This is a genomic window from Micromonospora sp. A3M-1-15 (assembly GCF_024213425.1).
Classification (GTDB): domain Bacteria; phylum Actinomycetota; class Actinomycetes; order Mycobacteriales; family Micromonosporaceae; genus Micromonospora; species Micromonospora chersina.
Window position 1 is genome coordinate 84,101 of sequence record NZ_JANAVK010000001.1, and the last position, 24,997, is coordinate 109,097.

Sequence of the window (24,997 nt, forward strand, 5' to 3'; positions counted from 1 at the left end):
AAGTCTACTAGCTGTGTCGAACCGGGACCGCCGCGCTGAGCGCCGGCCACCGCCCACCGACCCGGTCCACCCGCCCCGGACGTGCCGAACGTCACCTGACGCGGCCGGCCAGGTGGTGCAGAGCCAGCCGGTAGCCGTCCACGCCCAGCCCGCAGATCACCCCGGTGGCCACCGCCGAGACCACCGAGTGGTGCCGGAACTCCTCGCGGGCGTGGATGTTGGAGATGTGCACCTCGACCAGCGGGCCGCGGAGCATGGCGCAGGCGTCGCGGACCGCGATCGAGTAGTGCGACCAGGCGGCCGGGTTCAGCACCACGGCCGCGCCCTCGTCGGCCGCCGCGTGCAGCCAGCCCAGCAGCTCGTGCTCGGCGTCGGTCTGCCGGACCACCACGTCCAGCCCCAGCTCGCGACCGGTCTGCTCGCACATCGTGACCAGGTCGGCGTAGCTGGTCACCCCGTAGACGTCGACCTGGCGGGTGCCGAGCCGGCCCAGGTTGGGCCCGTTGAGCACGTACACCCTCACGAGCTGATCTCCCGGTACGCCTCGGCCAGCAGCTCGTCCGGCGGCGCCTCCAGGATCGCCGGGCGGGCCAGGCCGTCCAGCACCACGAAGCGCAGCCGGCTGCCCCGGGCCTTCTTGTCCACCCGCATGGCGGCCAGCAGCTCGGGCCAGGCGTCGGCCCGGTAGCCGGTGGGCAGGTCGAGCGCCGCCACCACGGCCCGGTGCCGCTCCGCGGTGGCCGCGTCCAGCCGCCCCGCGAGCCGGGCCAGGGTGGCCGCGTAGACCAGGCCCACCGCGACGGCGTGACCGTGCCGCCAGCGGTAGCCCTCCACCTTCTCGATGGCGTGTGCCAGTGTGTGCCCGTAGTTGAGCACCTCGCGCACCCCGGACTCCCGGAGGTCACCCGAGACGACGTCGGCCTTGACCCGGACCGCCCGCTCGATCAGCTCGCGGGTCACCGGCCCGGTCGGGTCCAACGCGGCGGCCGGGTCCCGCTCCACCAGGTCGAGGATCACCGGGTCGGCGATGAACCCGCACTTGACCACCTCGGCCATCCCGGCGGCCAGGTCGGCCCGCGGCAGGCTGTCCAGCGTCGCCAGGTCGCAGATCACGCCGGCCGGCGGATGGAAGGCGCCCACCAGGTTCTTGCCGGCCGCGGTGTTGATCCCGGTCTTGCCGCCGACGGCGGCGTCGACCATCCCCAGCAGGGAGGTCGCCACCGGCACCCAGCGCACCCCGCGCAGCCAGCTGGCCGCGACGAACCCGGCCAGGTCGGTGACCGCGCCGCCGCCCACCCCGACCACCGCGTCGGTGCGGGTGAAGCCGGCCTCGCCGAGCCGGTCCCAGCAGGCCGCCGCCACGTTGACGTGCTTGCCCGCCTCGGCGTCCGGCACCTCGATGAGCAGCGGCGCCACGCCCGCCGCGCGCACCCGCCCGGCCAACTCCTCGGCCAGCCCCTTGAGCGGGGGCGCGTGCAGGAAGGCCACCCGGTCGGCGCCGGGCAGCAGCCGGGGCGGCGGGTCGAGCAGGTCGCGTCCCACCAGCACGTCGTACGGCCGGTCGCCGCCGACCGGGATCCGGGTCACCTCGTCCATCGCCGGCAGCCTAGTCGAGCCGACGGCGCCGGGGCGGCGACTGTCCACTTCGTGGCCGGTCCGCCGTCACCGACGTTTGACGGGACGGGTGCGGGCAGTAACGGTGGGACGAAACCCCCAACGGCGGAGGTGCGGGCATGAACCGACCAACCATCGACGGCGCGGACATCCGGGTACCGGCCACGATCCTCGGCGTGGGACTCGGCGGCTTCGCCGACGGCATCCTGCTCCACCAGCTGCTCCAGTGGCACCACATGCTGAGCAGCACCGACAGCGACCGGGTCGGGATCAAGCCGTACCCGGTCGACACCGTGCCCGGGTTGCAGATGAACACCGTCTGGGACGGGCTGTTCCACACGGTCACCTGGGTCGCGGTGCTGACCGGCCTGGCGCTGCTCTACGCCCGGGTCACCCGGTCCCGGGGCCGGCTGTGGCGCTCCCCCGCCCTGTGGGGCTGGGCGCTTGTCGGCTGGGGCCTGTTCAACCTGGTCGAGGGGATCGTCGACCACCAGATCCTCGGCATCCACCACGTGCACGGCGGCCCGCACCAGCTCTGGTGGGACCTGGGCTTCCTGGCCCTCGGCGCGGTCCTCGTCGCGGTCGGCTGGGCGGTGCAGCGGCGGGCCACCGTCGTCGACCTCTGCGCCGCGGACCGGCGGTGAGCCTCACCCACGCCGGGCACGCGGCCGGCGGCTTCCCGGCCGCCGCGCTCGTACCCCTGGCGCTGTTCTGGGCCTATCTGGCGGCGGCGCTGCGGCAGCGGGACCCGGGCCGGCCCGGGTGGGACCACCGGCGGACGGCGAGCTTCGGCCTCGGCGCGGCGCTGCTCGCCGCGGGGCTGCTGCTGCCCGCGGCCGACCTGCCCGGGCACATGGCGCAGCACCTGCTGCTGGGCATGCTGGCACCGCTCGCCCTGGTGCTCGGCGCCCCCGGCACGCTGGCGCTGCGCACGGTGGACCGGCGGGTCGGGCGGGCGGCGCTGCGGCTGCTGCGGCACCCGGTCCCGCGGGTGCTCGCCCACCCGGTGACCGGGCTGGTGCTCACGGCCGGCGGGCTCTGGCTGCTGTACCTGACCCCGCTGTACCGGGCCACCCTCGCGAGTCCGGCGCTGCACGGGCTGGTGCTGCTGCACTTCGTGCTCAGCGGCTACCTCTTCACCTGGTCCGTCGCCGGCCCGGACCCGGGACCGCACCGCCCCCGGGTACCGGTCCGCCTCGTGGTGCTCGGTGCGGGGGTGGTGGCGCACGCCGTGCTCGCCCAACTGCTCTACGCCGGCGTGCTGGTGGACGTGCCGGCGACCGGCAACGAACTGCGGGCCGGCGCCACGGTCATGTACTACGGCGGCGACCTGGCGGAGATCCTGCTCGCCCTCGCCCTGCTCGTCACCTGGCGGCCGGAGCGGGCGGCGCCCCGGCCCGCCGCGGTCAGGGCTTGAGCAGGGCGGCGACCTCGGTGGCGATCTCCTCGGGGTCACGCCCGTCGGTGCGCACGGTCGCGGTGGCCACCTCGGCGTAGAGCGGGCGGCGCTGCTCCATGAGGTGCTTGAGCGTGGCACGCGGGTTCAGCGCCAGCAGCGGGCGGCCGGAGCCCAGGCCGACCCGCTTCACCGCGTCGGACAGCTCCACCGACAGGTGCACCACGGTGTGCCCGATCAGCGCGGCGCGGTTCTCCTCGGCGAGGACCGCGCCGCCGCCGAGGGCGAGCACCCCCGGGTGCGAGGCCAACCCCGCCGCCACCGCGGCGCGTTCGAGGGTACGGAAGTGCTCCTCTCCCTCGTCCACGAAGATCTCCGGGATCGGCTTGCCGGCGAGCTGCTCGATGTCGGCGTCGGTGTCCCGGAACTCGACGCCGAGCGCCGCGGCGAGCGCCCGCCCCACCGTGGTCTTGCCCGAGCCGGGCGCCCCCACCAGCACGCAGACCGGCCGGGTGCTCATTTGATCACCAGCGCGTCGAGGTAACCGGACAGGTTGCGGCGCATCTCGGCGACCGAGTCCCCGCCGAACTTCTCCACCGCCGCCTCGGCCAGCACCAGCGCCACCATGGCCTCGGCCACCACGGCCGCGGCCGGCACCGCGCACACGTCGGAGCGCTGGTTGATCGCGGTGGCCGGCTCGCCGGTGACCACGTCGACCGTGGACAGGGCCCGGTTCAGCGAGGAGATCGGCTTCATGGCCGCCTTCACCCGCAGCGGCTCGCCGGTGGTGATGCCGCCCTCCAGACCGCCGGCCCGGTCGGTCACCCGCCGCACGCCGGTGGCGGTGGGCAGGATCTCGTCGTGCGCCTCCGACCCGCGGGAGCGCGCCTGCTGCCAGCCGTCGCCGATCTCCACGCCCTTGATGGCCTGGATCGACATCAGCGCGGTGGCCAGCCGGGCGTCGAGCTTGCGGTCCCACTGCACGTGGCTGCCCAGGCCCGGCGGCACCCCGTACGCCAGCACCTCGACCACGCCGCCGAGCGTGTCGGCGGCCTTCTTCGCGGCGTCGACCTCGGCGACCATCCGGGCGCTGGCCTCCGGGTCGAGGCAGCGCAGCGGGTCGGCGTCGATCCGGGCGGCGTCCTCCGGCGTGGGCCGCAGGCCGGGCTTCGCGGCGACCGGACCCAGCTCCACCACGTGGGAGACGATCTCGATGCCGAGAGCCTGCTTGACCAGGGCCTTGGCGACCGCGCCCACGGCCACCCGGGCGGCGGTCTCCCGGGCGCTGGCCCGCTCCAGGATCGGCCGGGCGTCGGTGTGGCCGTACTTCTGCATGCCGGCCAGGTCGGCGTGGCCGGGGCGGGGGCGGGTGAGCGGGGCGTTGCGCGCCTGCCCGGCCAACTCCTCCGCGTCGACCGGGTCGGCGGCCATCACGGTGCGCCACTTCGGCCACTCCGAGTTGCCCACCCGGACGGCCACCGGGCTGCCGATCGTCACGCCGTGCCGGAGCCCGCCGATGATCTCGACCTCGTCCTGCTCGAAGGACATCCGGGCGCCCCGGCCGTAGCCGAGCCGGCGCCGGGCCAGCTCGCCGGAGATCTCCGTGGTGGTCACCTCGACGCCGGCGGGCACACCCTCCAGCAGCGCGACGAGGGCGGGTCCGTGCGATTCACCTGCAGTCAGCCAGCGCAACACAGCGGTCAGTCTGTCACGCCCGGTGTCCGCCGCGTCGCCCTGCCCGCCGCGTCCCGCCCTGCGGACGCGCCCGTCCGGACGGCGGGCGCGCGGCGACGTTCTTGAGGCCGGAGCGGGCCTCGTCGTCAGGCCGTGGGGCGCGCCCGCGCCAGCGCGGCGCGCATGGCCGCCCGGGGGGCGGCCACGCCCGTGAAATGCTCGAACTGGCCGACCGCCTGCGCGAGCAGCAGGTCCAGCCCGGAGACCACCCGGCAGCCCGCGGCGAGCGCCGCCGCGGCCAGCGGCGTGGGCCACGGGTCGTAGACCACGTCGAAGAAGACCGTCGCCGGCCGCCAGTCGAAGTTCTCAGCGAGCGGGTCGGCCACGCCCTTCGGCACCGTCGAGACCACGAGGTCGGCACGGGCGTGCGCCGGGTCGCCGTCCCAGGGCGCGCCGACCAGCGGGACACCGACCGCCTCGGCCATCGGGCACAGCTCCTGCACGGCCTCGGGCCGGCGGGCCACCACGGTCACCTCGGCCGCGCCGATCCGGGCCGCCGCCGCGACGGCCGCCCGGGCGGTGCCGCCCGCGCCGAGCACGGTGACCGTGGCGCCCGACGCGCAGCCGGCGGCCGTGAGCACGTCGACCATGCCGGCGACGTCGGTGTTGTCGGCGTACCAGGTGCCGTCCGGCCGGCGTACCAGCGTGTTGGCGGCGCCCACCGCGGCGGCGACCGGCGAGACCTCGTCGGCCAGCGCGAGCGCGGCCTCCTTGCCCGGCATGGTGACCGACAGGCCGGCCCACTCCGGGCCCAGGCCCGCGACCAGGCCGGCCAGCTCGTCGGCCGCGCACTCGATCCGGGTGTACGACCACCCGGTCAGCCCGGCCGCCGCGTACCCGGCGTTGTGGATCACCGGGGAGAGCGAGTGGGCGATCGGCCGGCCGACGACGGCGGCCCTCATCAGGTGCAGTTCTCCCCGGTGAGCACCTTGTTGTCGCACATCTTCTTCTGGAGCTGGCGGAAGTCGGCGTCGTTCGAGCCGTAGCCCATGGTGCCCTTCTGGTCGACCGTCATGAAGAAGATCCAGTCGCCGGGCGGGGGCTCCAGGGCGCCCTTGAGCGCCGCCTGGCCCGGGTTGCTGATCGGGGTGATCGGCAGGCCGGCCACGTTGTGCGTGTTGTACGGGTTCTTCAGGTCGTTGATCTCGCTCTGCAGCAGGTCGTCGGAGTCCTTCGGATCCTTGCCCTGGAGGCGGAAGTAGTAGTTGATGCCGCTGTCGATGCCGAGGCACTTGCAGGGGATCTTGCCGGCGTAGACCCGGTTGTAGATCACCCGGGAGACCTTGGGCAGGTCGACCGCGTTGACCGACTCGGCCTCGGCGATCGAGGCGGTGATCAGCGCCTCGTACGGGGAGATCTTGCGCTCCTTCTGCGCCCGGTCGACGAAGTTGAGCTCCTGGCTGACGCGCAGGAACTCGTCCACCATCATCGACAGGATCTGCTCGGCGGTGGCCTTCGGCGGGATCTCGTAGGTCGACGGGTAGAGGAAGCCCTCGATGCTCTTCGGGCCCTTCTTGCCGTCCTCCCGGTTGAACCAGAAGGCGGGCACGCCCAGCTTGACCGGGTCCTTCGCGGCGTCCTGGAAGTCCTTGACCGGGATCTTCGTCTGCTTCGAGAGGATCTGGTAGATGTTCAGGCTGATCGTGCCCTCGGGGATGGTCACCCCGTTGACCACCCGGCTCTTCGGGTCGAGCATCAGCGTGATCACGTCCGCGGCCTTCATCTGCTTGCGGACCTTGTACCGGCCGACCTGGATGTTCTTGCTGCGCGAGTTCGCGTCGGCGGCCTCGATGAACGCCTTGGTGCTCTTCACCACGCCGGCGTCGTAGAGGGTGTTGCCGATGTCGGTGAGGGTGTCGCCGCCCTTCACCTCGACCAGCGCCTCGCCCGTGCCCGGACCGTCGTAGTCGGGGGTGACGAAGTGGTTGCGGATCCGGTCGAAGCCGACGTACGCGCCACCACCGATGCCACCCAGCAGCACGAGCGCCATCAGCAGGGCGAAGATGGTCTTGCCCCGGCCGCCACCCGACTTGCCGTTGCGCTTGCGTACGGCGCCGCGCCGGTGCCGGCCCTTCTCCCCCCTCTCCGCGTCGTCGAAGCCCAGGTCAAGATCGTCGATCATTGCGTCCGCCTCCGCTGCGCGTCCAGCCAGCTCTGCAGAATCTCCACCGCGGCGGCCTGGTCGACCACCGCCCGTTGGCGCTTTCCCCGGACGCCCCGTTCGGCCAGCCTACGACTCGCCACCACGGTCGACATCCTCTCGTCCGTCAGCGTCACCGGAATCGGCCCCATTACATCGGCCAATCGGTCAGCGTAAGCCGAGACGTTCACCGCGGCCGGGCCGTGCTTTCCGGCGAGGTTGACCGGCAGGCCGACCACGATCTCGACCGCCTCGTGCTCGGCGGCGAGCCGCACCAGCTCGGCGATGTCGGTGGGCACCGCGTCCGGCGCGGCCGTCAGGTCGCGGGCGAGGGTGACCAGCGGGGTGGCCAGGATGCCGTGCGGGTCGGAGCGGGCCACCCCGACACGGACCTGGCCGACGTCGACCCCGAGCCGGACACCACGGGACAGTTCAGCCATCTACCGGACACCCTTCCTCCGGTACGGGCCAGGGCGGACCCGGCGGTCCGCCCTGGCGTCGATCGGTGCCGTACATCAGGCGTCGGCGATCGCCTTTTCCACGGTGGCCAGCAGGTTCGGCGCCTCCGCGGCGGGCAGGCCGCCGCCCTGAGCGAGGTCGTCGCTGCCGCCGCCCCGACCGGAGAAGGCCGCCTTCACCAGGTCCTTCGCGGTCAGGCCCCGACCCCGGGCGGCCTGGTTCACGGCCACCACGAGGGACGCCTTCCCGTTGGCCCGGGCGGCCACCGCCACCACGGCCGGGCGGGCCGGGTCGATCCGGCCCCGGATCTCCTGGGCCAGGGTCCGCACGTCGTTGCCGGCCGCGCCCTCGGGCGCCTCGGTGCCGACGTACGCGACGCCGCGGACGTCCTTCGCCTGCGCGGCGAGGGCCGCGGCCCCGCCGAGCACGAGCTGGGCGCGGAGCTTCTCCAGCTCCTTCTCCGCGTCGCGGAGCTGCGTGACGGTCTGCTCCACCCGGTCGGCGACCTGGTCGCCCGGCACCCGGAACAGCTCCGCGAGCCGGGAGACCAGCAGGTGCTCCCGGGCCAGGAAGCCGAAGGCGTCCATGCCCACCAGCGCCTCGATCCGGCGCACACCGGAGCCGACCGACGCCTCGGAGAGGATCTTGACGAGGCCGAGCTGGGCCGAGCGGGCCACGTGCGTGCCGCCGCACAGCTCCCGGGCGTAGTCGCCGACCTCGACGACCCGGACCCGCTCGCCGTACTTCTCGCCGAACAGCGCCATGGCGCCGATCCGGCGCGCCTCCTCCTGGGTGGTGATGAAGGCGTGCACCTCCAGGTCCGCCAGGAGCACCTCGTTGACCTGCTGCTCCACGTCGTGCAGCACGCTCGGCGCCACCCCGGTCGGGGTGTTGAAGTCGAACCGCAGCCGGCCCGGCGCGTTCAGCGAACCCGCCTGGGTGGCCGACTCGCCGAGGAAGTTGCGCATGGTCTGGTGCACCAGGTGGGTGGCGGTGTGCGAGCGGGAGATGGCCCGCCGGCGCGACACGTCGATCTCGGCGTAGCCGGTCTCGCCGGCGCGCACCTCGCCGCGGAGCACCTTGGCCCGGTGCACGATCAACCCGGGCACCGGCTGCTGCACGTCGAAGACCTCGAGCTGGCCGCCGCCGACCGTGATGAGGCCCTGGTCGGGCTGCTGGCCGCCGCCCTCGGCGTAGAACGGGGTGGTGTCGAGCACCAGCTCGATGGTGTCGCCCTCGACCGCCGCGGCCACCTCGGCGCCGCCGGCCAGCAGCGCGCGCACCCGGGACTCCCGGTTCAGCTCGGTGTAGCCGGTGAACTCCACCGCCCCGCCGCCGTCCAGCACCGACCGGTACGCCGACACGTCGGTGTGCCCGGTCTTGCGCGCCTGCGCGTCGGCCTTGGCCCGGCTGCGCTGGTCGGCCATCAGCCGGCGGAAGCCCTCGGCGTCGACCTGGAGGCCCTGCTCGCCGGCGATCTCCAGGGTCAGGTCGATGGGGAAGCCGTACGTGTCGTGCAGCTGGAACGCCTTGTCGCCGGAGATCGACGCCTTGCCGGCCGACTTGGTCTCCGCGATGGCGGTGTCCAGGATCGTGGTGCCGGCCCGCAGCGTGGCGAGGAAGGCGTCCTCCTCGGCGTACGCGTACTGGGAGATCCGGCCGAACTCCTCGGCCAGCTCCGGGTAGGACGGGGCCATGCAGTCCCGGGCCACCGGCAGCAGCTCGGGCAGCGCCCGGTCCTGGTAGCCGAGGAGGCGCACCGCGCGGATGGCCCGGCGCATGATCCGGCGCAGCACGTAGCCGCGGCCCTCGTTCGACGGGGTCACCCCGTCACCGATGAGCATGAGCGCGGTGCGGACGTGGTCGGCGATCACCCGCAGCCGCACGTCGTCCGGATGCGACTCGCTGGCCACGTGGCCGGAGTGCGCGCCGTAGCGCTTGCCGGTCAGCTCGGCGGCCCTGGCGAGGATCGGGCGGACCTCGTCGATCTCGTAGAGGTTGTCGACGCCCTGGAGGATGGAGGCCATCCGCTCCAGGCCCATGCCGGTGTCGATGTTCTTCGCCGGCAGCTCGCCGAGGATCGGGTAGTCCTCCTTGCCGGTGCCGGGCCCCCGCTCGAACTGCATGAAGACGAGGTTCCAGAACTCCATGTAGCGGTCCTCGTCGACCGCCGGCCCGCCCTCGCGGCCGTACTCGGGGCCACGGTCGTAGAACAGCTCGGAGCACGGGCCGCACGGGCCGGGGATGCCCATCGACCAGAAGTTGTCGGCCTTGCCCCGGCGGACGATCCGCTCGGCGGGCACGCCTACCGAACGCCAGATCTGGAACGCCTCGTCGTCGTCCAGGTAGACCGTCGGCCAGATCCGCTCCGGGTCCAGCCCGAAGCCGCCCGCCTCGACCGGCTTGGTGACCAGGTCCCAGGCCAGCGGGATGGCGCCGTCCTTGAAGTAGTCGCCGAAGGAGAAGTTGCCGTTCATCTGGAAGAACGTGCCGTGCCGGCTGGTCTTGCCGACCTCGTCGATGTCCGGCGTCCGGATGCACTTCTGCACGCTGACCGCGCGCCGGTACGGCGGGGTCTGCTGGCCCAGGAAGTAGGGGACGAACTGCACCATGCCGGCGTTGACGAACAGCAGGTTCGGGTCGCTGATGGCGGGCAGCGGAGCGGACGGCACCACGGCGTGGCCGTTGGCCTCGAAGTGGGCGAGGTACCGCCGCTTGATCTCCGCCGTCTTCATCGCTGGTGCTCCTCCGGGAAAATCTCTCGGTCGCCGATACGCGGGTCCTCCCGCAGCTCGGCGAACTGGTCGTCGTACGCCTCGCCGCGGGCGAAGGCCTCGTGGATCTCCTGCTCGCGCTCGGCCATCCCGGCCCGGACGTCGTCCACGAAGCTCCGGACCGACTCGACGAGACCACCGGCGGACTCGGACAGCCCGCTGGCGATGCCCGCCGGCGTGTACGCCTGCGCCGTCCGGGTGGCCTTACGGACCACCAGGACGCCCACGGCCAGCCCGATGCCCAGCCAGAACAACCGCCTCATGCTCTCATCCTCCCGCTGTTCGCCGGCCGGGTCAGCGGTTGCCGCGCCTGGCGGCCCGGCGCTGCTGCTTGATGGTGTCGCGCACCTCGCGCTCGGTCTCCGCGTGCCGGCGGGCGGCGGCGGCCTTGCGCACGCCGTAGCCGAACGCGGCGACCTTGACCAGCGGGTTCGCGGCGGCGGCGGAGACCACGGTGGCCAGGTTCGCCACGTTGGCGGTGACGTTCTGCGCGTGGGTGGTCATGGTGTCCACCTTGGCGAGTTGCAGGTTGACCCCGTCCAGGGAGGTCTGCACCTGCTCCAGGGCGGTGTTGACGTTCTTCACGGTGGTGTTCACGTCACCGAGCAGCGGCGCCGTGCGGTCGTTCAGGTCGGCGATCATGCGGGTCGTCGCGTCCACGGTGTGCCGCAGCCGCAGGATCGGCACCGCCAGCACGAGCACCAGCATCAGGAACGCGCCGGCCGCGATCAGCGCAGCGATCTCTCCACCACTCACGCCCATGTCCTCCTCAAGCAGTGTCCCGGGGCCCGACGCCCCGGGACGCGCGACCGTACCTACCCGGTCCGCCGCACGCCGACCCGTGACCGGTCAACGGGGCGGACGGGCCCCGCCAGCCCCAGACCCTACCGTCCGTGATGGAAACCGGCTCACGACGGTGAGGGTGTCGCCTCGCCGAGCGGATCGTCGGTGAGGGTCGGGTACGGGTCCTCACCGGTGAGTGACGGATCGGTGCTCGGCTGTGGTCCGGTGCGCTCGTCGTCGATCGCGTTGCGCACCTTCACCGACACCAACGAGCCGGCGCACTCCCCCGCTGCGGGCGCGGGCGCCGGAGACGGCGGTGCCTCGCCGTCCGCGGGAGCCGGCACGCAGGTGGGCTCGCGGACCCAGAGGTCGAGGGTGAGTTCGTCCCGGCGCCAACAGGTGTAGCTCCCCTTGACCTTCTGCTCCGGGCAGCGGTTCACCTTCCAGCGCTCCCAGCCGTCGCGGGTCAGCGCAGCCTCGTAGACCTGGGCGGTCTCCTTCCACGCCTTCTGCGACTCGACGGTGCGTTCGCGCAGCCGACAGTCCTGGAAACACCACCGGCTGCCGCTCACGTTGTCCACCGTCTTCGCCGCCGCCCAGGACGGCACGCCCAGCGCGTCGAGGGTGTCGAAGACCGGGTCGTGGCTCAGCGTGCGCAGCCCGAAGAAGAGCGGCACGGCACCGAGCAGCACCACGCTGACCAGGGCGAGGATGCCCATCCGCAGCCGCCGCCGCTCGCGCATCTGCCGGCGCAGCTCCGAGCGGGCGCCACGCAGGCCGCCCGCCGCGTCGTCGGTCTCCCCCGGCGTGGCGTCGGCCCGCCGCAGCGCCGGTCCGGCGCCGTCGCCCGGTCCCGGCCGCGCCCCCGCCGGCTCGCCCGGCGGTACGACCGCCGCGGCCCGCGCCACCGCCGGCGCGCCGGGTCCCGGCGGCACGGCACCCGGGCCGGGTCGGGTGGGTTCCGGCGCGAGCGGGGCCCGGCCGGCCGGCCGGTCCTCCGGCGCCTCGGGGCGGCCCACCGAGGCGGCCGCGCGGGCCACCGGGGGCGCACCGGCCGCGGCGCGCGGCCCCGGCTCGCCCGCCGGGTGCGGGTCACCCGCCGGCGGCATGCCGCCGTCCGGGCGCGCCGAGCCACGGGCGGGACCACGCGGGTCGCCGCCCGCGGGGAAGCCACCGGTCCGTGCGGGATCACCGGCGGGGAAGCCCCCGGTGCGCGACGGGTCGCCACCGGTGCCACGCCCACCGGCGCCGCCCGGGCCCCGTCCGCCGTGACGGTCGCCGGCCGGCACACCGCCGGTGCGGGCCGGGTCACCGCCGACCGGGAATCCGCCCGTGCGCGCCGGGTCACCACCGGCGGGGAAACCGCCCGTGCGGGCCGGGTCCCCACCGGCGGGGAAACCGCCGGTGCGGTCGCTGTCCGGTCGGGCGGCGCCACGGGTGCCGTCGTCCGGGGTGGTCGGCCGGCCGGCCGGGCCACCGGGCCGGGCCGCGCCGCGCGCGGGGCCGGGCTGGTCGGGCTTCACCGGCGGCACGGCCGCGCCGGCGCGGCCGGCCGCGCCGTGGTCGGGGCCTACCGGCCCGGCGCGCCGGGCTGCGGTCAGGTCGTCGGCCGGGGGACCGCCGGGGTGGCGGACCGCCGGCATGGCGGGGTCGCTGTGCGAGGTGCGGCCGGCCTGCCGCAGCCAGTCGGCGGGCCGCTCGGGCCGCTGCGGGCGCGGCTCGTCGGCCTCCCCGCGCGCCCCGCGACGCGGGGCGGGCGGAACGTCCCCGCTCACGCCGGGTCCGCTCGCCGCTTCGGACGCGGCACGGCGGCCGGCCGCACCGTCGGGCGCGGCGCGGCGGCCGGGCGCGGCCGGACCGTCACCGGCGGACCGTCGGCCGGACGGCATCGCGGCGTCGTCGGGTGCACCCCGGCGACCCGGTCCCGTGGCGGCGTCGTCGGCGGCGGCACGCCGGCCGGACGGCATCGCCCCGTCGTCGGGTGCGCCCCGGCGACCCGGCGCCTCGCCGGCGGCACGGCGGCCGGACGGCATCGCCGCGTCGTCCGGGACGGCGCGGCGGCCGCGCGACACAGCAGGGCTCTCGGGCGCCGCGTGCCCGCCGGCCGGCATGGCGGCTCCGTCGGGAGCGCCGCGGCGACCGGGCGGGACCGCGGGTGCGTCCGGGGCCGTGCGGCCGCCGGGCGTCGACGGGGCGGCGCCGGCCCGCCGGCCGGTGGGCGGCACGTCGGCGCCGGCACCGGGCCGGGAGCCGGGCGGGGCGTCGGCCGGGGCGCGGCGCGGGGTCGGCGCCGGTCCGTCCGGCCGGCGGTCCGCGTCGGGTCCGGCACCGGGCACCGGCGGGGCGTTCCCGGTGCGCGGCACCGCGGGCTGGTTCGGTTCGCCGGCGCGGCGACGGCCACCGGGCCGACCGCCGGCGGTCTCCACGGGGGGCATCCCGGCCGTGGACGGTTCGGGGCGCTGCGGGGCACGGCCACGGCCCGACGCGGCGTCGCCCGGGTGCGGAGCGCCGGTCACCGGGTCGGCGGCCCGGCCGACGCCGGGCGCGCCGGCGCGCGCCGAGGGCACGCCCGTGCGGCCGGTATCGGGCTCGACGGCGGCCCGCCGGCCGGAACCGGAGACGGGTCGGAGCGCGGGGTCGACGGCGCCGGAGGCCGGCCGGCGGCCGGCGCCGGGCGGAGCACCGTCGGGCGTCGCGCGGCGGCCGGCGCCGGAGACCGGGCGGACGCCCGGGTCGGCGTCGTCGGGAAGGGCGCGCCGTCCGCCACCGGAGACGGGCCGGACCGCCGGGTCCACGCCACCGGGCCGCGCGCCGGTGGGCGCCTCGGCGCCGTGCCGTCCGCGCGGGATGGGCGGGGTGGGCGGAACCGCGGGCCGGGCGCCGTCCGGGCCCGGGGCCTGCGGCCAGCCGGGACCGGGATTCGGGCCGCCGTAACCGCGTTCGGGTGCGGGGCCGCCGCCCGGACCGGTGCGGCCGGAAACCGGGCCGCCGCCCGGAGCGGTGCGGCCGGGAACCGGGCCGGCGGGGGGCGCGACGCGCGGGCCGGGCGGCCCGCTCATCCGGCCGGGAGCCGGCGGGACCGGGGGTTGCTGCCCGGTCGGCGGGTCCGGGTTACGACGGGGCGGGCGGGACGGCTCGCCGGGGCCGCGCGCGGGCTCGGCGGGGCGCCGGGACGGTTCGGGTGTGCCGGGCCAGGGGCCGTCCACGGGGCGACGCGGGGCCGCCGGATCGGGGCCGCCGGGGCGGACCGGTGGCGCGGCCGGACCGGCCGGGCCGGCCTCCGGGACGCGGCGGGCGGGCGGGGTCTCCGGCCCGGGCCGGGTGGCTCCGGGCGGTGGCGCCGCGCCCGGGCGGGCAGCCCGGGGCGGTTCGGCCGCGGGCGGGCCGGGCCGGGGCCCGGGAGCGGCCGGTGGCATCCCGCCCCGCGCGGGCGGCACGGCGCCGGGCGCCTCCCCGCCCGGGCCCAGGTCACTGCGCTGCTGCTTGGCCGTCCGCAGGTCGTCGATCCAGCCGAACTCCTCGCCGGCGGTCGCCTCGTCCGGCTCGGCGTCGGCCTTGCCCCGCCCCCACCGGCGGCCCTTGGCACGCGGGTCGCGCCGCTCGTCGGGGCCGTCCGCCGGCCGCTCCGGACCACGCGCCATCACTGCTGACCCTCCCCCACGGCGTCGCTGCCGCCCTCGCTCGCCCCGTCGACCCGCTCGGCGCCCGCCGGTCGGGCGCCGTTCACCGCGGCCTCCGCCCGCGCCGGCGGCGCGGGCAGACCGCGCACGATCCGGCGCAGCAGCGGCAGCCGGGTGGCCACCGCCCGCTCCGCGCCGTGCGCGCTGGGCTGGTAGTAGTCGGTCCCGACGAGGTCGTCCGGAGCGTACTGCTGGGTGACCACGCCGCGGTGGTCGTCGTGCGGGTAGCGGTAGCCGGCCCCGTGCCCGAGGCCCCGGGCGCCGGCGTAGTGGGAGTCGCGCAGCCCGCGCGGCACCGCCCCGCCGCGACCGGCGCGCACGTCGGCGATAGCCGCGCCGATGGCAGTGGTGGCCGAGTTGGACTTCGGTGCGGTGGCCAGGTGGATGACCGCCTGGGCCAGGTTGAGCTGGGCCTCGGGCAGGCCGACGTATTCGACGGCGTGCGCGGCGGCGGTGGCGACGGTCAGCGCGCTGGGATCGGCCATGCCGACGTCCTCGCTCGCGAAGATCACCATGCGTCGGGCGATGAACCGGGCGTCCTCGCCGGCGACCAGCATCCGGGCCAGCCAGTGCAGCGCGGCGTCCACGTCCGAGCCGCGCATGCTCTTGATGAACGCGCTTGTCACGTCGTAGTGGGCGTCACCGTCGCGGTCGTAGCGCACGGCCGCCACGTCGACCGCCTGCTCGGCGACGGCGAGGTCGATCCGGCCCACGCCGCGCGCGGTCGCGGTGGCCGCCGCCGCCTCCAGCGCGGTCAGCGCCTTGCGGACGTCGCCACCGGCGAGGCGGACGAGGTGGTCCTCGGCGTCCGTCTCCAGGCTGAGCGCGCCACCGAGCCCGCGCTCGTCGGCGACCGCGCGGCGCAGCAGGCCGCGGACGGCGTCGTCGTCGAGGGGCTGGAGGGTGAGCAGCACGCAACGGGACAGCAGCGGTGAGATGACCGAGAAGTACGGGTTCTCGGTGGTCGCCGCGAGCAGGGTGACCGTGCGGTCCTCGACGGCGGCGAGCAGCGAGTCCTGCTGGGTCTTGCTGAAGCGGTGCACCTCGTCGATGAAGAGCACGGTCGGCGGGCCGCCGGCCCGGCGCTGCCGGCGGGCGGTCTCGATCACCGCGCGGACGTCCTTCACCCCGGCGGTCAGCGCGGACATGGCGACGAAGCGGCGGTCGGTGGCCCGGGCCACCAGGTGGGCGATGGTGGTCTTGCCGCTGCCGGGCGGCCCCCAGAGGATCACCGACATCGGGGCCGCGGCCTCGACGAGTTGGCGCAGCGGGGCGCCCGGGGCGAGCAGGTGGTCCTGACCGACCAGCTCGTCGATGCTGGCCGGGCGCATCCGGACGGGCAGCGGCGAATCCGCCGCGGCGGCGGTGAACCCGTCGACGCCGCCGGAACCCGCGTGGGCGCTGGGCGCTCCGGCGGGTTCGCCGAGGGTGAAGAGGGCGTCGGATTCCATCACGAGAACAGTACCGGGCCGGGCCGACGGCGCTGGAATCGCGCCGCCGGCCCGGCCCGGATGGTCGTTTCCGGTCAGCCGCGACCCGGGCGCCGACCCCGGTACCACCGGCCGCCACCGCCGCCGCGCGGGCCGGAGCCGACCCCGGCCAGGTAGAGGGAGAGCAGCAGGAAGCCGATGAGCATGAGGGTGTGGGTGTTGAACAGGTCGGGCGCGCCGAAGTTCGTGTTCAGGAAATCGATCAACAGGGCGAAGCCGAACACGATGGCCGCGAGAATGGCGAGCATGGTCGTTCCTCCGGTGGGGGGTCCCAGTAGGTCGGCCACCGATGTACCCAATCGGTCTGTTCGTCAATCTCCACCGTGGAACGCCGGCTCCGCCGCCGGCGGGCGCCGTCAGCGGTCGGTGGCGAGGATCGCGTACCGCACCGAGTCCCACCAGGAGCCGCGGACGAGCAGGTGGTCGCGGCTGATCCCCTCGTAGCGCAGGCCGGTCTTCTCCAGCACGCGCCGGGAGGCGGCGTGGTCCGGCCGGGTGGTCGCCTCCACCCGGTGCAGTCCCACCGGCCCGAACGCCAGGTCGAGCAGCAGCCCGGCGATCTCGGTGCCGAGGCCCCGGCCCCAGTGGTCGGGGTGCACCACGTAGCCGATCTCGCCGCGCCGGTGCGGCACGCTCTCCACGGTCAGGGTGCCCAGCCCGAGCAGCCGGTCCCCGTCGACGGCGGCCAACCGGTATTCCGGCCGCGGCTCGCCGGCCGCCTCCTCCCGCCAGCCGGACAGGGCGGCGCGGACCTCGTCCCGGGAGGGCGCCCGCTCGTCGAGCACCCGGTCGAGCACCCGCGGCTCGGTGAGCAGCGCGTGCAGCGCGGGCACGTCGTCGTCGGCCCATTCGCGCAGCACGCAGCGCCGGCCTGGCAGGCGCACCGGTCGTACGGAGTGGACGGGGGTCACGATTTCTCCTCTCGTAGGCTGGCCGCATGATCACTGCCGAGGAGGTCCTGTCGGGGCGGGACACCCTGCTCGCCGCCACCGGCCACCACCCGTACGCCCGGCACGCCCTCTGGCGGGACCACGAGGCGCGGGGCTGGCGGCGGGGCGGCACGGTCGGCTGGCTCCTCCCGCCGGGGCAGGGGCCGGCGGGCGGGGCGGTCGGGGCGGCCGGGCCGGCGCTGGACGTCTTCGCGGGCCTGGTGGCGGACGGGACGCTGCACGCCGGCCAGTGGCTGCACCTGCCCCGGACCGCCGCCGAGGAGGTCGCCGACCGGTTCACCGTGGCCCGGCTCGACGAGTGGGACTTCCTGTGGACCAGGACCGCCCCGCCGCAGCAGCCGGCGGAGGAGCGGGTCGTCCGCCTCGGCGAGGCCGACCACCCCGCGCTGGCGGCGCTGATCGAGGAGGCCTTCCCCAGCACCACCTCCCGCCCGGGTGACCCGCGGATCGTCGACTGGTACGGCATCCGCGACGGCGACCGCCTGGTGGCCTGCGGCGCCGACCGCAGCCGGGGCGACGTCGGCTTCCTCGCCGGGCTGACCGTGGCGCCGGACCGCCGGGGCCGGGGGCTCGGCGCAGCGCTCACCGCCGGGATGACCCGTGCCCTGTTCAGCCGGTACGACCACGTGGCGCTCGGCGTCTACACCGCCAACGCCGGCGCGATCCGGCTGTACCGCCGGCTGGGCTACACCGGCACCGAGCCGCGTACCTCGGTCCACCTGGGCTGATCCCCCCACCACGACCACCTCCCCGGGCCGGGCACGGGCTCAGTCCGACCGCGCGGGTGTGGAGACGGCGACCGTGACCGGGTCCACCGGGCCGGCGGGGTCGAGCGCCGGACCGGGGTGGCCCGGACCGGAGGCCGAGTCACCGGGCCGGCGCTCGCCCGGGTCGGGCTCCGCGTCCGCCGTCCGGCGCCCGGCCCGCCAGGCCGGCAGGTAGAGCGGGGCGGCCACGGCGAGCACCACGGCGCCGACCAGCATGGCGACGCTGATGCTGGTGGCGTCGGCCAGGGCGGTCAGCACCACGGCGCCGAGCGCGCCGGCCGGCTGGCCCATCATCGAGTTCAGCGAGAGCACGCTGGTCCGGTACGGGCCGTCGACCTGCCGGTGCAGCAGCCCCATGTGCAGCGGGTTCGACGCGCCGTGCACGGTGTAGCAGGCCAGGTAGGCGATGAGCACACCGACCGGGCCGGCGAGCAGGCCCATCCCGACCACGGTGACGCCCTGGAGGACCCGCATGAGCGCGGCGGCGGGCGCGGCGCCGAGCCGGCGCAGCAGCAGCGGGGTCAGGGCGGCGCCGGCCGCGTTGGCGAGCCAGGCCGCCGAACTGGCCGGGCCGAGCAGCGCGGCGGCCCGGTCGGCGCCGCCGACCACCTCGGCGAGGCGCACGGGCAGCAGCGACTCGAAGGTGATCATGCCGAAGCCCCAGAACAGCTCGACCGCGACAAGCGCGAGCAGCACCCGGTTGCGGCGCAGCAGGCCGACGGCCTGGACGACCATCCGGGGCGCCTCGGCCACCGAGGCCCGCACGGCGGCGGCGCCCCGGGCCGGCCGGTGCTCGACGAGCAGCACGGTGAGCGCGACCAGCGCGGCCCCCTGGAGGGCGATGGCCACCAGCACGGGCAGGGTCAGCGCGCTGAGCGGCCCGACCGGCCCGAACGCGACCAGGCCGCCGCCGAGCAGCGCGCCGGCGCCGATGGCGACGCCGGCCACGGTGCCCGCCCAGCCCAGGCCGCGCTCGTACTCGGCCTTCGGGTCGGCGGCCAGGGTGGCGTCGACGTACCAGGACTCCAGCGGGCCGCTGTCGAGCGCCCGGTAGATCCCCTGCAGGGCCCAGACCAGGAAGAACAGCCAGAAGGAGTCGGCCACCGCGAAGAGCACCAGCGAGGCCAGGCAGACCGCCCACGCGACGACCAGCACCGGCTTGCGGCCGAGCGCGTCGGCCAGCCCTCCGGTGGGCAGCTCCAGCGCCAGCACGGCCAGGCCCTGCGCGGTGGCCAGCAGGCCGATCTGGGACAGCGACAGGCCGCGCTCCTGCATGAGCAGGATCATCACCGGGACGAGCAGGCCGGTGGGCAGCCAGCGCAGCCCGTAGAGGGTGAGGTAGCGGAACCGGACCTGGCGTACGGAGAGCGCGGTCACCGGAACTCCTTCAGCAGGGGGTAGGTGGCGAAGTAGATCTGGACCGGCTCGGCGCCGGGCTCGGCCGGGTCGGCCTCGCCGCGGTGGCGTTCGAGGATCGCCCAGACCTCGGCCTGGATCCGCTCCAGCCGGGCGGCCGGGACGGTCAGGAAGCTGTCGCTCATCCCGAAGGCGTCCCGCCACTCCGGCGCCCATTCCTGCTTCGTGGCGAACCACTGCTCGGCGTGCTGCGCCAGGAGGCGCACCTGGTCGCCCTGGATCCAGTCGATGGCGGCGCGGGCGTCCGGGTCGTCGTCGTAGTCGCTCGGTTCGAAGTTGGAGACGTCGTGCGCCGCCTGCCACCAGCGTTGCCGGCCGGTGCCCCGGTCCGGGTCCTCCACGACGAGCCCCACCTCGGCGAGCTGGCGCAGGTGGTAGCTGGTGGCGCCGGTGTTGGTGCCGAGCATCTCGGCGAGGGCCGTGGCGGTGGACGGGCCCTTCACCCGGAGCGCGCCGAGCAGGCGCATCCGCAGCGGGTGGGCCAGCACCCGCACCTGTCGATGGTCCAGCCGCACTTCACGCGGCTCGGGACGCGACCTCTCGTTCTCCATGCCATGCACAATATCTGTGCACAGTTTCTGTGCACAAGAGTTCTGCACAGAAACTGTGCAAGCGGGGAATCAGGCCAGCACCTCGGTGATGCCGCGCAACCGGGTACGCAGTAGCCCGGCCGCCCGTGACGAGTCGAGGCGTACCAGGGCTGGACGGTGCAGGCCGGACTCGGCGATGGTGGCCGTCTTCAGGCCGGCCGGGTCCAGGCCCTCGTGCCGGGCCACGAGCAGGCCCATCTCGGCGCGGCTGACCGCCTCCGGTCCGGCCACGTTCAGCGGGCCGGCCAGGTCGGAGGGCACCAGTTCCAGCACCGCCGCGGCGAGGTCGGCCACGTGCACCGGGCAGCGGGCCTCGTCGGTGAAGAGGACGGCCCGGCCGGCCAGGGCGTCCCGGCAGAGCTGGATCTGCTTGCTCCCCTCCCCCACGATCAGCGAGGTCCGCACCAGCACCGCCCCCGGGTCGACGGCCCGCACCGCCGTCTCGGCGGCCGCCTTCGCCGCCCCGTACGGGTGCACGGGCGTGGGCACGTCGTCGTCCAGGTAGGGCGTCGGCCGGCCGGCGTGCAGCGCGTCGCTGGACAGGTGCACGAGCCGGGCCCCCACCTCGGCGGCGGCGTACGCGATGTGGGCCGCCCCGTCCGCCGTGACCGCCCAGTCGTCGTACCGGTAGGGGGTGGCCACGACGGCGTCGGGGCGTACCTCGGTCAGCAGCGCGCGCACGGCGGCCCGGTCGGTGACGTCGAGCCGGCGCGGCGCGACGCCCGGCACCGCGACGGCGGTCGAGTGGTACGTGCCGACCACCCGGTGCCCGGCCGCCACCGCCTGCCGGCACACCTCGGCGCCGAGGAGGCCGCTGGCCCCCACCACGAGCAGGTTCATCCCGTCCTCCAGACGTCGACAGGCCCGCGCCATCATGACGCGGGCCCTTCGTCGACCGAGGATCAGGTCGGGTCGGCCACCGGGGCGGCCGGGCCGGCGGTGCCGGCGTGCGGGCCGGTCGGCGCCTTCGGCTTGGCGTCGATGCCGGCCTCGGCGCGCTGCTGGCCGGTGATCGGCGTCGGTGCGCCGGTCAGCGGGTCGAAGCCGCCGCGGGTCTTCGGGAAGGCGATGACCTCGCGGATCGAGTCGGCGCCGGCCAGCAGCATGCAGACCCGGTCCCAGCCGAAGGCGATGCCGCCGTGCGGCGGGGCGCCGTACTTGAACGCCTCCAGCAGGAAGCCGAACTTGTCCTGCGCCTCCTCGGCGGTGATGCCGAGCAGGTCGAACACCCGCTGCTGCACGTCGCCGCGGTGGATACGGATCGAGCCGCCGCCGATCTCGTTGCCGTTGCAGACGATGTCGTACGCGTAGGCCAGCGCCCGGTCCGGCGCCTCCTCGAACCGGTCCACCCACTCGGCGTTCGGCGAGGTGAACGGGTGGTGCACGGCGGTCCAGCCACCCTCGTCCGTCTTCTCGAACATCGGCGCGTCGACCACCCAGCAGAACGCCCAGGCGCTCTCGTCGACCAGCTTGGCCCGCTTGGCGATCTCGACGCGGGCCGCGCCGAGCAGCTCCTGTGCCTCCCGGGCGTCCGTGCCGGCGGCGAAGAAGACGGCGTCGCCCGGCTTCGCGCCGACCGCGTCGGCCAGCCCGGCCAGGTGCGCCTCGGAGAGGTTCTTGGCCACCGGGCCGCGCGCCTCGCCGGTCTCCGCGTCGAGCACCACGTAGGCCAGGCCGCGCGCGCCGCGCGCCTTGGCCCAGTCCTGCCAGCCGTCCAGCTCCTTGCGGGTCTGGCTCGCGCCGCCCGGCATGACCACCGCGCCGACGTAGCCGCCCGCGTCGATCGCGCCGGCGAAGACCCGGAACTCGGTGCCGCGCAGGTAGTCGGTCAGCTCGGTCAGCTCGACGCCGTAGCGCAGGTCCGGCTTGTCCGAGCCGTAGCGGGACATGGCGTCGTGCCAGGTGATCCGCGGGATCGGCCGGGGGATCTCGTAGCCGGCCAGGTCGGACCAGAGCTTCGCCACGATCGCCTCGCCGAGGTCGATCACGTCGTCCTCGGTGACGAAGGACATCTCGATGTCGAGCTGGGTGAACTCGGGCTGCCGGTCAGCGCGGAAGTCCTCGTCGCGGTAGCAGCGGGCGATCTGGTAGTAGCGCTCCATGCCGCCGACCATGAGCAGCTGCTTGAACAGCTGCGGCGACTGCGGCAGCGCGTACCAGCTGCCGGGCTGGAGGCGGACCGGGACCAGGAAGTCGCGGGCGCCCTCCGGGGTGGAGCGGGTCAGCGTCGGGGTCTCGATCTCCAGGAAGTCCCGCTCGTGCAGCACCGTGCGGGCGAGCTGGTTGGCCCGCGAGCGCAGCCGCATGGCCTTCGCCGGGCCGCCGCGGCGCAGGTCGAGGTAGCGGTACTTGAGCCGGATGTCGTCGCCGGCCTCGATCTGGTCGTCGACCGGCAGCGGCAGCGGCGCGGCCTCGGAGAGCACCTCCAGGGCGGTCGCGGTCACCTCGACCTCGCCGGTCGGCAGGTCCGGGTTCTCGTTGCCCTCGGGGCGGCGGGTCACCTCGCCGGTCACCTTGACGCAGAACTCGTTGCGCAGCGCGTGCGCGTCCTCCTCGCGGAAGACCACCTGCACGACGCCGGAGGCGTCGCGCAGGTCGACGAAGATGACGCCGCCGTGGTCGCGTCGGCGGGCCACCCACCCGGCGAGCGTCACCGTCGAGCCGGCGTCCGCGGCGCGCAGGCTTCCGGCATTGTGGGTACGGATCACGGCTTGCGTCTCCTCATCTGGTCCACGTCTGCTCCCCGCATTCTGTCAGGGCGGGCGGGCCGCCTCCCGGGCACCCGCCGAGCCGGTCGGGTCGGTCCGCGGCGAACGCCGGGCCCCGGCCGGGCCGGACGGTTACCGTGGCCGGGTGCGTGCCGTACCGAGCTGGGCCGTGGCGACGGCCGCGGCGGCGCCCGTCCTGCTGGTGGCGGGCTCGACGGTGGCGGCCGCCCGGCAGCCGGCCGGCTACGACCCGGTGCGCGACACCATCAGCGAGCTGGCCGGGGTCGGCGCGACCGACTCGTGGCTGATGGCGGCCTGCCTGGTGCTGCTCGGCTGCTGCTACCTGGGCACCGCGCTGGTCCTGCACGCGGCCGGGCTGCCCAGCCGGTTCCTGCTCGCCGTCGGCGGGATGGCCACCATCGCGCTGATCGCCTTCCCCCGGCCGCAGGTCGGCGGCTCCCCGGCGCACGGGACGGTGGCCACGGTCGCGGTGCTCGCCCTGTCGCTCTGGCCGGCCGGGTCGGCGTTGCGGCTGCCCCGGGCCGTCCGGCGCGGCGTGGCCGCCTCCCCCGCCGGCGCGCCGCCGTGGGCGTTCCGCCGGCCGGTGGCCCTGGCCGTCACCGCGGTGCTGCTGCTCCTCTTCGGCTGGTTCGTCGTCGAGGTGACCGGCGGGTCGCGGACCGGGCTGGCCGAGCGGGTGGCCGCGCTGGCCGTCGCGCTCTGGCCGCTGGCCGCCGTCCTCTCCGCCCGGCGGGCGCACCGCCGCTGGTCGGCGCGGCCCGCGGGGCCACCGGTGGCGGACCCGTCCCGGCCGGGCGGGCCGCCGGTCAGTCCGGGTCGGCCGGGAGCAGGTGGTTGACCCGTACGTCGTCCCCGGCGAGCGCCCGGGCCCGCTCCTCGACCGCCCGGTCCGCCCCGGTGAGCCGGCCGCCGTGCTGGCGCAGGTGCTCCTCCCAGGAGGGCACCTGGTAGACCTCGACGAAGCCGTGCGTCCGCTCCCCGGACCGGAACAGCCCCCAGCGCATCGCCCCGGTCCGCCGCCGGGACCGGCCGACCGCCCGCATCGCCTCGACGAACTGGGCCTGTCGCTCGGGGTGGACGGTGTAGGAGACGGTGACCAGCACCGGGCCGCCGCGCGGGTGCGGCTCCAGCGCCAGGTGCGGCTCGGGCCAGTAGATCGCCGGGTCGCGGTCCACGCCCCGGGTCTCGCGCAGCGGCCACAGCAGCACGCTGAGCGCGCCGGCCGCCATCACCACGGCGGCCGCGGTGAGCGCCCCGACCAGGCCGGTGACCTCACCGAGCGCGCCCCAGGCGACCGCGCCGAGCGCCTGCCCGCCGGCGAAGACCATCTGGTAGACCGACAGGCCGCGGGCGCGTACCCAGCCGGGGAGGAAGAGCTGCATGGCGGCGTTGACGCTGGACAGCACGGTCATCCAGGCCAGCCCGGCCGGCACCAGCGCGGCCACCGCCACGGCCGGCGCCGGCACCAGCGCGAGGACCAGCAGCACCCCGGCGTAGAGGAGACCGGCGAGGAGCAGCAGCCGGTTGGTGGAGAGCGCCCGGCGCAGCCGGGGCAGGACGAGGGCGCCGGCCACCGCACCGACGCCGAGCGCGCCGAGCAGCACGCCGTACCCGCCGGCGCCCAGGCCGAGCCGGCGGCTGGCGACCAGCGGCAGCAGTGCCCACAGCGCGCTGCCCGGCACCACGAACACGGCGGCCCGCAGCAGGATCCGGCGGACCACCGGGGAGTGCCGCACGTACCGGCCGCCGGCGCGCAACGCCGCGGTGAACCGTTCGGGCGTCGGCTCGGTCTCCGGCCGCTCGGGCCGCCAGCGCAGCAGCGCCAGCGCGAAGATCGCGAACGAGACGGCGTTGACCGCGAAGACCACCGCGACGCCGGCCCGCGCCACGAGCACACCGGCGACCGCGGGCCCCACCGAGCGGGCCAGGTTGACGCTGATCGAGCCGAGCGCCGCGGCGGAGACGAGCTGCGCCCGGGGCACGAGTTCGGGAATCACGGCCTGCCAGGCCGGCAGGGTGAGCGCCTGTCCCACGCCGAGGCCGAAGGTGAGGGTGAGCAGCAGCGCCGGCGGCATCCGGTCGGCGGCGGTCAGCGCGGTGAGCAGGACGCCGACCGCGACCAGGAAACCCTGCACGGCGATCAGCAGCCGCCGCCGGTCGAAGGTGTCGGCGAGGGCGCCGGCCGGCAATGCCAGCAGCAGCACCGGCAGCATGCTGGCGGTCTGCACCAGCGAGACCAGGGTCGGCGCGTTGGGCCGGTCCACCAGCAGCCACTGGGCGCCGACGGTCTGCATCCAGGTGCCGACGTTGCTGGCCAGCACCGCCAGCCACAGGCCGCGGAACGCGGCGATCCGCAGCGGTGCCCAGGCGGACGCGGGCTGCGCGGTCGGGGTGGTCACGGGGGCGCTCACCAGGCGGAACGTACCCCGCGCGGCGGCGGTCAGTCCGGTGATCCACGAACGCGGAACGGGCCGC

General features: G+C 75.7%; 23 protein-coding genes. 4 read left to right on the plus strand and 19 right to left on the minus strand.

Annotation, left to right across the window (positions count from 1 at the left end):
* Positions 1-91: 91 nt before the first annotated feature.
* Entirely contained in the window at positions 92-523 is a 432-nt protein-coding gene (gene aroQ / locus NLX85_RS00415; protein WP_254331033.1) for a type II 3-dehydroquinate dehydratase, read from the minus strand.
* Positions 520-1,596, minus strand: coding sequence for a 3-dehydroquinate synthase (aroB, locus tag NLX85_RS00420; protein ID WP_254331034.1), 1,077 nt, complete (start codon positions 1,594-1,596; stop codon positions 520-522). Before aroB ends, aroQ begins: the two co-directional genes overlap by 4 nt.
* 137 nt (positions 1,597-1,733) lie before the next feature.
* On the opposite strand from aroB, the gene NLX85_RS00425 reads away from it, so the two are divergent.
* On the plus strand, positions 1,734-2,258 hold the full coding sequence (locus NLX85_RS00425) for a DUF2243 domain-containing protein (RefSeq protein ID WP_254331035.1): 525 nt from the start codon (positions 1,734-1,736) through the stop codon (positions 2,256-2,258).
* Entirely contained in the window at positions 2,255-3,031 is a 777-nt protein-coding gene (locus NLX85_RS00430; protein WP_254331036.1) for a cytochrome c oxidase assembly protein, read from the plus strand. The genes NLX85_RS00425 and NLX85_RS00430 overlap by 4 nt, the downstream gene beginning before the upstream one ends.
* Here NLX85_RS00430 and NLX85_RS00435 read toward each other — a convergent pair.
* The 12 genes from NLX85_RS00435 to NLX85_RS00490 form a co-directional block, all read right to left on the minus strand.
* Positions 3,021-3,530 carry a shikimate kinase gene (locus NLX85_RS00435; protein WP_254331037.1) on the minus strand — a complete coding sequence of 170 codons (510 nt, stop codon included), beginning with the start codon at positions 3,528-3,530 and terminating at the stop codon, positions 3,021-3,023. The genes NLX85_RS00430 and NLX85_RS00435 overlap by 11 nt on opposite strands.
* Positions 3,527-4,705 carry a chorismate synthase gene (gene aroC, locus NLX85_RS00440; protein ID WP_254331038.1) on the minus strand — a complete coding sequence of 393 codons (1,179 nt, stop codon included), beginning with the start codon at positions 4,703-4,705 and terminating at the stop codon, positions 3,527-3,529. The genes NLX85_RS00435 and aroC overlap by 4 nt, the downstream gene beginning before the upstream one ends.
* Positions 4,706-4,830: 125 nt before the next feature.
* Entirely contained in the window at positions 4,831-5,646 is an 816-nt protein-coding gene (locus NLX85_RS00445; RefSeq protein ID WP_254331039.1) for a shikimate dehydrogenase, read from the minus strand.
* Complete coding sequence (gene mltG / locus NLX85_RS00450) at positions 5,646-6,866, minus strand: endolytic transglycosylase MltG (RefSeq protein ID WP_254331040.1); 1,221 nt, start codon at positions 6,864-6,866, stop codon at positions 5,646-5,648. Before mltG ends, NLX85_RS00445 begins: the two co-directional genes overlap by 1 nt.
* On the minus strand, positions 6,863-7,324 hold the full coding sequence (gene ruvX, locus NLX85_RS00455) for a Holliday junction resolvase RuvX (protein WP_254331041.1): 462 nt from the start codon (positions 7,322-7,324) through the stop codon (positions 6,863-6,865). The genes mltG and ruvX overlap by 4 nt, the downstream gene beginning before the upstream one ends.
* Positions 7,325-7,399: 75 nt before the next feature.
* A complete protein-coding gene (gene alaS, locus NLX85_RS00460; RefSeq protein WP_254331042.1) occupies positions 7,400-10,078 on the minus strand; it encodes an alanine--tRNA ligase in 2,679 nt (892 codons plus the stop codon).
* Entirely contained in the window at positions 10,075-10,380 is a 306-nt protein-coding gene (locus NLX85_RS00465) for a DUF6167 family protein (RefSeq protein WP_148426735.1), read from the minus strand. The genes alaS and NLX85_RS00465 overlap by 4 nt, the downstream gene beginning before the upstream one ends.
* Positions 10,381-10,411: 31 nt before the next feature.
* Positions 10,412-10,873, minus strand: coding sequence for a DUF948 domain-containing protein (locus NLX85_RS00470; RefSeq protein ID WP_254331043.1), 462 nt, complete (start codon positions 10,871-10,873; stop codon positions 10,412-10,414).
* 152 nt (positions 10,874-11,025) lie between these two features.
* Positions 11,026-11,643 carry a hypothetical protein gene (locus NLX85_RS00475; RefSeq protein WP_254333527.1) on the minus strand — a complete coding sequence of 206 codons (618 nt, stop codon included), beginning with the start codon at positions 11,641-11,643 and terminating at the stop codon, positions 11,026-11,028.
* A gap of 2,897 nt (positions 11,644-14,540) precedes the next feature.
* Positions 14,541-16,031, minus strand: coding sequence for a replication-associated recombination protein A (locus NLX85_RS00480; protein WP_254331044.1), 1,491 nt, complete (start codon positions 16,029-16,031; stop codon positions 14,541-14,543).
* A 74-nt stretch (positions 16,032-16,105) separates the two neighbouring features.
* Positions 16,106-16,318 (minus strand): hypothetical protein, encoded by a 213-nt coding sequence (locus NLX85_RS00485; protein WP_091309808.1) that lies wholly within the window; start codon positions 16,316-16,318, stop codon positions 16,106-16,108.
* A gap of 108 nt (positions 16,319-16,426) precedes the next feature.
* Positions 16,427-16,981 carry a GNAT family N-acetyltransferase gene (locus tag NLX85_RS00490; RefSeq protein WP_254331045.1) on the minus strand — a complete coding sequence of 185 codons (555 nt, stop codon included), beginning with the start codon at positions 16,979-16,981 and terminating at the stop codon, positions 16,427-16,429.
* Between the two features lie 26 nt (positions 16,982-17,007).
* Between NLX85_RS00490 and NLX85_RS00495 the strand changes: the two genes are divergently transcribed.
* Positions 17,008-17,748 carry a GNAT family N-acetyltransferase gene (locus NLX85_RS00495; protein WP_254331046.1) on the plus strand — a complete coding sequence of 247 codons (741 nt, stop codon included), beginning with the start codon at positions 17,008-17,010 and terminating at the stop codon, positions 17,746-17,748.
* Between the two features lie 39 nt (positions 17,749-17,787).
* On the opposite strand, the gene NLX85_RS00500 is transcribed toward NLX85_RS00495, so the two are convergent.
* From NLX85_RS00500 to aspS, 4 genes are all read right to left on the minus strand, one after another.
* Entirely contained in the window at positions 17,788-19,164 is a 1,377-nt protein-coding gene (locus NLX85_RS00500) for an MFS transporter (protein WP_254331047.1), read from the minus strand.
* Positions 19,161-19,754, minus strand: coding sequence for a transcriptional regulator (locus tag NLX85_RS00505; protein WP_254331048.1), 594 nt, complete (start codon positions 19,752-19,754; stop codon positions 19,161-19,163). Before NLX85_RS00505 ends, NLX85_RS00500 begins: the two co-directional genes overlap by 4 nt.
* A 69-nt stretch (positions 19,755-19,823) precedes the next feature.
* On the minus strand, positions 19,824-20,633 hold the full coding sequence (locus tag NLX85_RS00510; RefSeq protein ID WP_254331049.1) for a sugar nucleotide-binding protein: 810 nt from the start codon (positions 20,631-20,633) through the stop codon (positions 19,824-19,826).
* Between the two features lie 62 nt (positions 20,634-20,695).
* Positions 20,696-22,501 (minus strand): aspartate--tRNA ligase, encoded by a 1,806-nt coding sequence (gene aspS, locus NLX85_RS00515; RefSeq protein ID WP_254331050.1) that lies wholly within the window; start codon positions 22,499-22,501, stop codon positions 20,696-20,698.
* A gap of 145 nt (positions 22,502-22,646) precedes the next feature.
* On the opposite strand from aspS, the gene NLX85_RS00520 reads away from it, so the two are divergent.
* Positions 22,647-23,360, plus strand: coding sequence for a DUF998 domain-containing protein (locus NLX85_RS00520; RefSeq protein ID WP_254331051.1), 714 nt, complete (start codon positions 22,647-22,649; stop codon positions 23,358-23,360).
* Here the strand turns inward: NLX85_RS00520 and NLX85_RS00525 are convergent.
* On the minus strand, positions 23,329-24,933 hold the full coding sequence (locus tag NLX85_RS00525; RefSeq protein ID WP_254331052.1) for an MFS transporter: 1,605 nt from the start codon (positions 24,931-24,933) through the stop codon (positions 23,329-23,331). The genes NLX85_RS00520 and NLX85_RS00525 overlap by 32 nt on opposite strands.
* Positions 24,934-24,997: the final 64 nt, after the last annotated feature.

Excerpts from the sequence above, each read along its gene's own strand:
- NLX85_RS00485 (WP_091309808.1), bottom strand. The coding sequence starts at position 16,318 with ATGCTCGCCATTCTCGCGGCCATCGTGTTCGGCTTCGCCCTGTTGATC.
- NLX85_RS00475 (WP_254333527.1), bottom strand. The coding sequence starts at position 11,643 with ATGCGCGAGCGGCGGCGGCTGCGGATGGGCATCCTCGCCCTGGTCAGC.
- ruvX (WP_254331041.1), bottom strand. The coding sequence starts at position 7,324 with ATGGCTGAACTGTCCCGTGGTGTCCGGCTCGGGGTCGACGTCGGCCAG.
- NLX85_RS00425 (WP_254331035.1), top strand. The coding sequence starts at position 1,734 with ATGAACCGACCAACCATCGACGGCGCGGACATCCGGGTACCGGCCACG.
- NLX85_RS00480 (WP_254331044.1), bottom strand. The coding sequence starts at position 16,031 with ATGGAATCCGACGCCCTCTTCACCCTCGGCGAACCCGCCGGAGCGCCC.
- NLX85_RS00495 (WP_254331046.1), top strand. The coding sequence starts at position 17,008 with ATGATCACTGCCGAGGAGGTCCTGTCGGGGCGGGACACCCTGCTCGCC.
- NLX85_RS00510 (WP_254331049.1), bottom strand. The coding sequence starts at position 20,633 with ATGAACCTGCTCGTGGTGGGGGCCAGCGGCCTCCTCGGCGCCGAGGTG.
- alaS (WP_254331042.1), bottom strand. The coding sequence starts at position 10,078 with ATGAAGACGGCGGAGATCAAGCGGCGGTACCTCGCCCACTTCGAGGCC.
- NLX85_RS00465 (WP_148426735.1), bottom strand. The coding sequence starts at position 10,380 with ATGAGGCGGTTGTTCTGGCTGGGCATCGGGCTGGCCGTGGGCGTCCTG.
- NLX85_RS00505 (WP_254331048.1), bottom strand. The coding sequence starts at position 19,754 with ATGGAGAACGAGAGGTCGCGTCCCGAGCCGCGTGAAGTGCGGCTGGAC.
- mltG (WP_254331040.1), bottom strand. The coding sequence starts at position 6,866 with ATGATCGACGATCTTGACCTGGGCTTCGACGACGCGGAGAGGGGGGAG.
- aroB (WP_254331034.1), bottom strand. The coding sequence starts at position 1,596 with ATGGACGAGGTGACCCGGATCCCGGTCGGCGGCGACCGGCCGTACGAC.
- NLX85_RS00435 (WP_254331037.1), bottom strand. The coding sequence starts at position 3,530 with ATGAGCACCCGGCCGGTCTGCGTGCTGGTGGGGGCGCCCGGCTCGGGC.
- NLX85_RS00445 (WP_254331039.1), bottom strand. The coding sequence starts at position 5,646 with ATGAGGGCCGCCGTCGTCGGCCGGCCGATCGCCCACTCGCTCTCCCCG.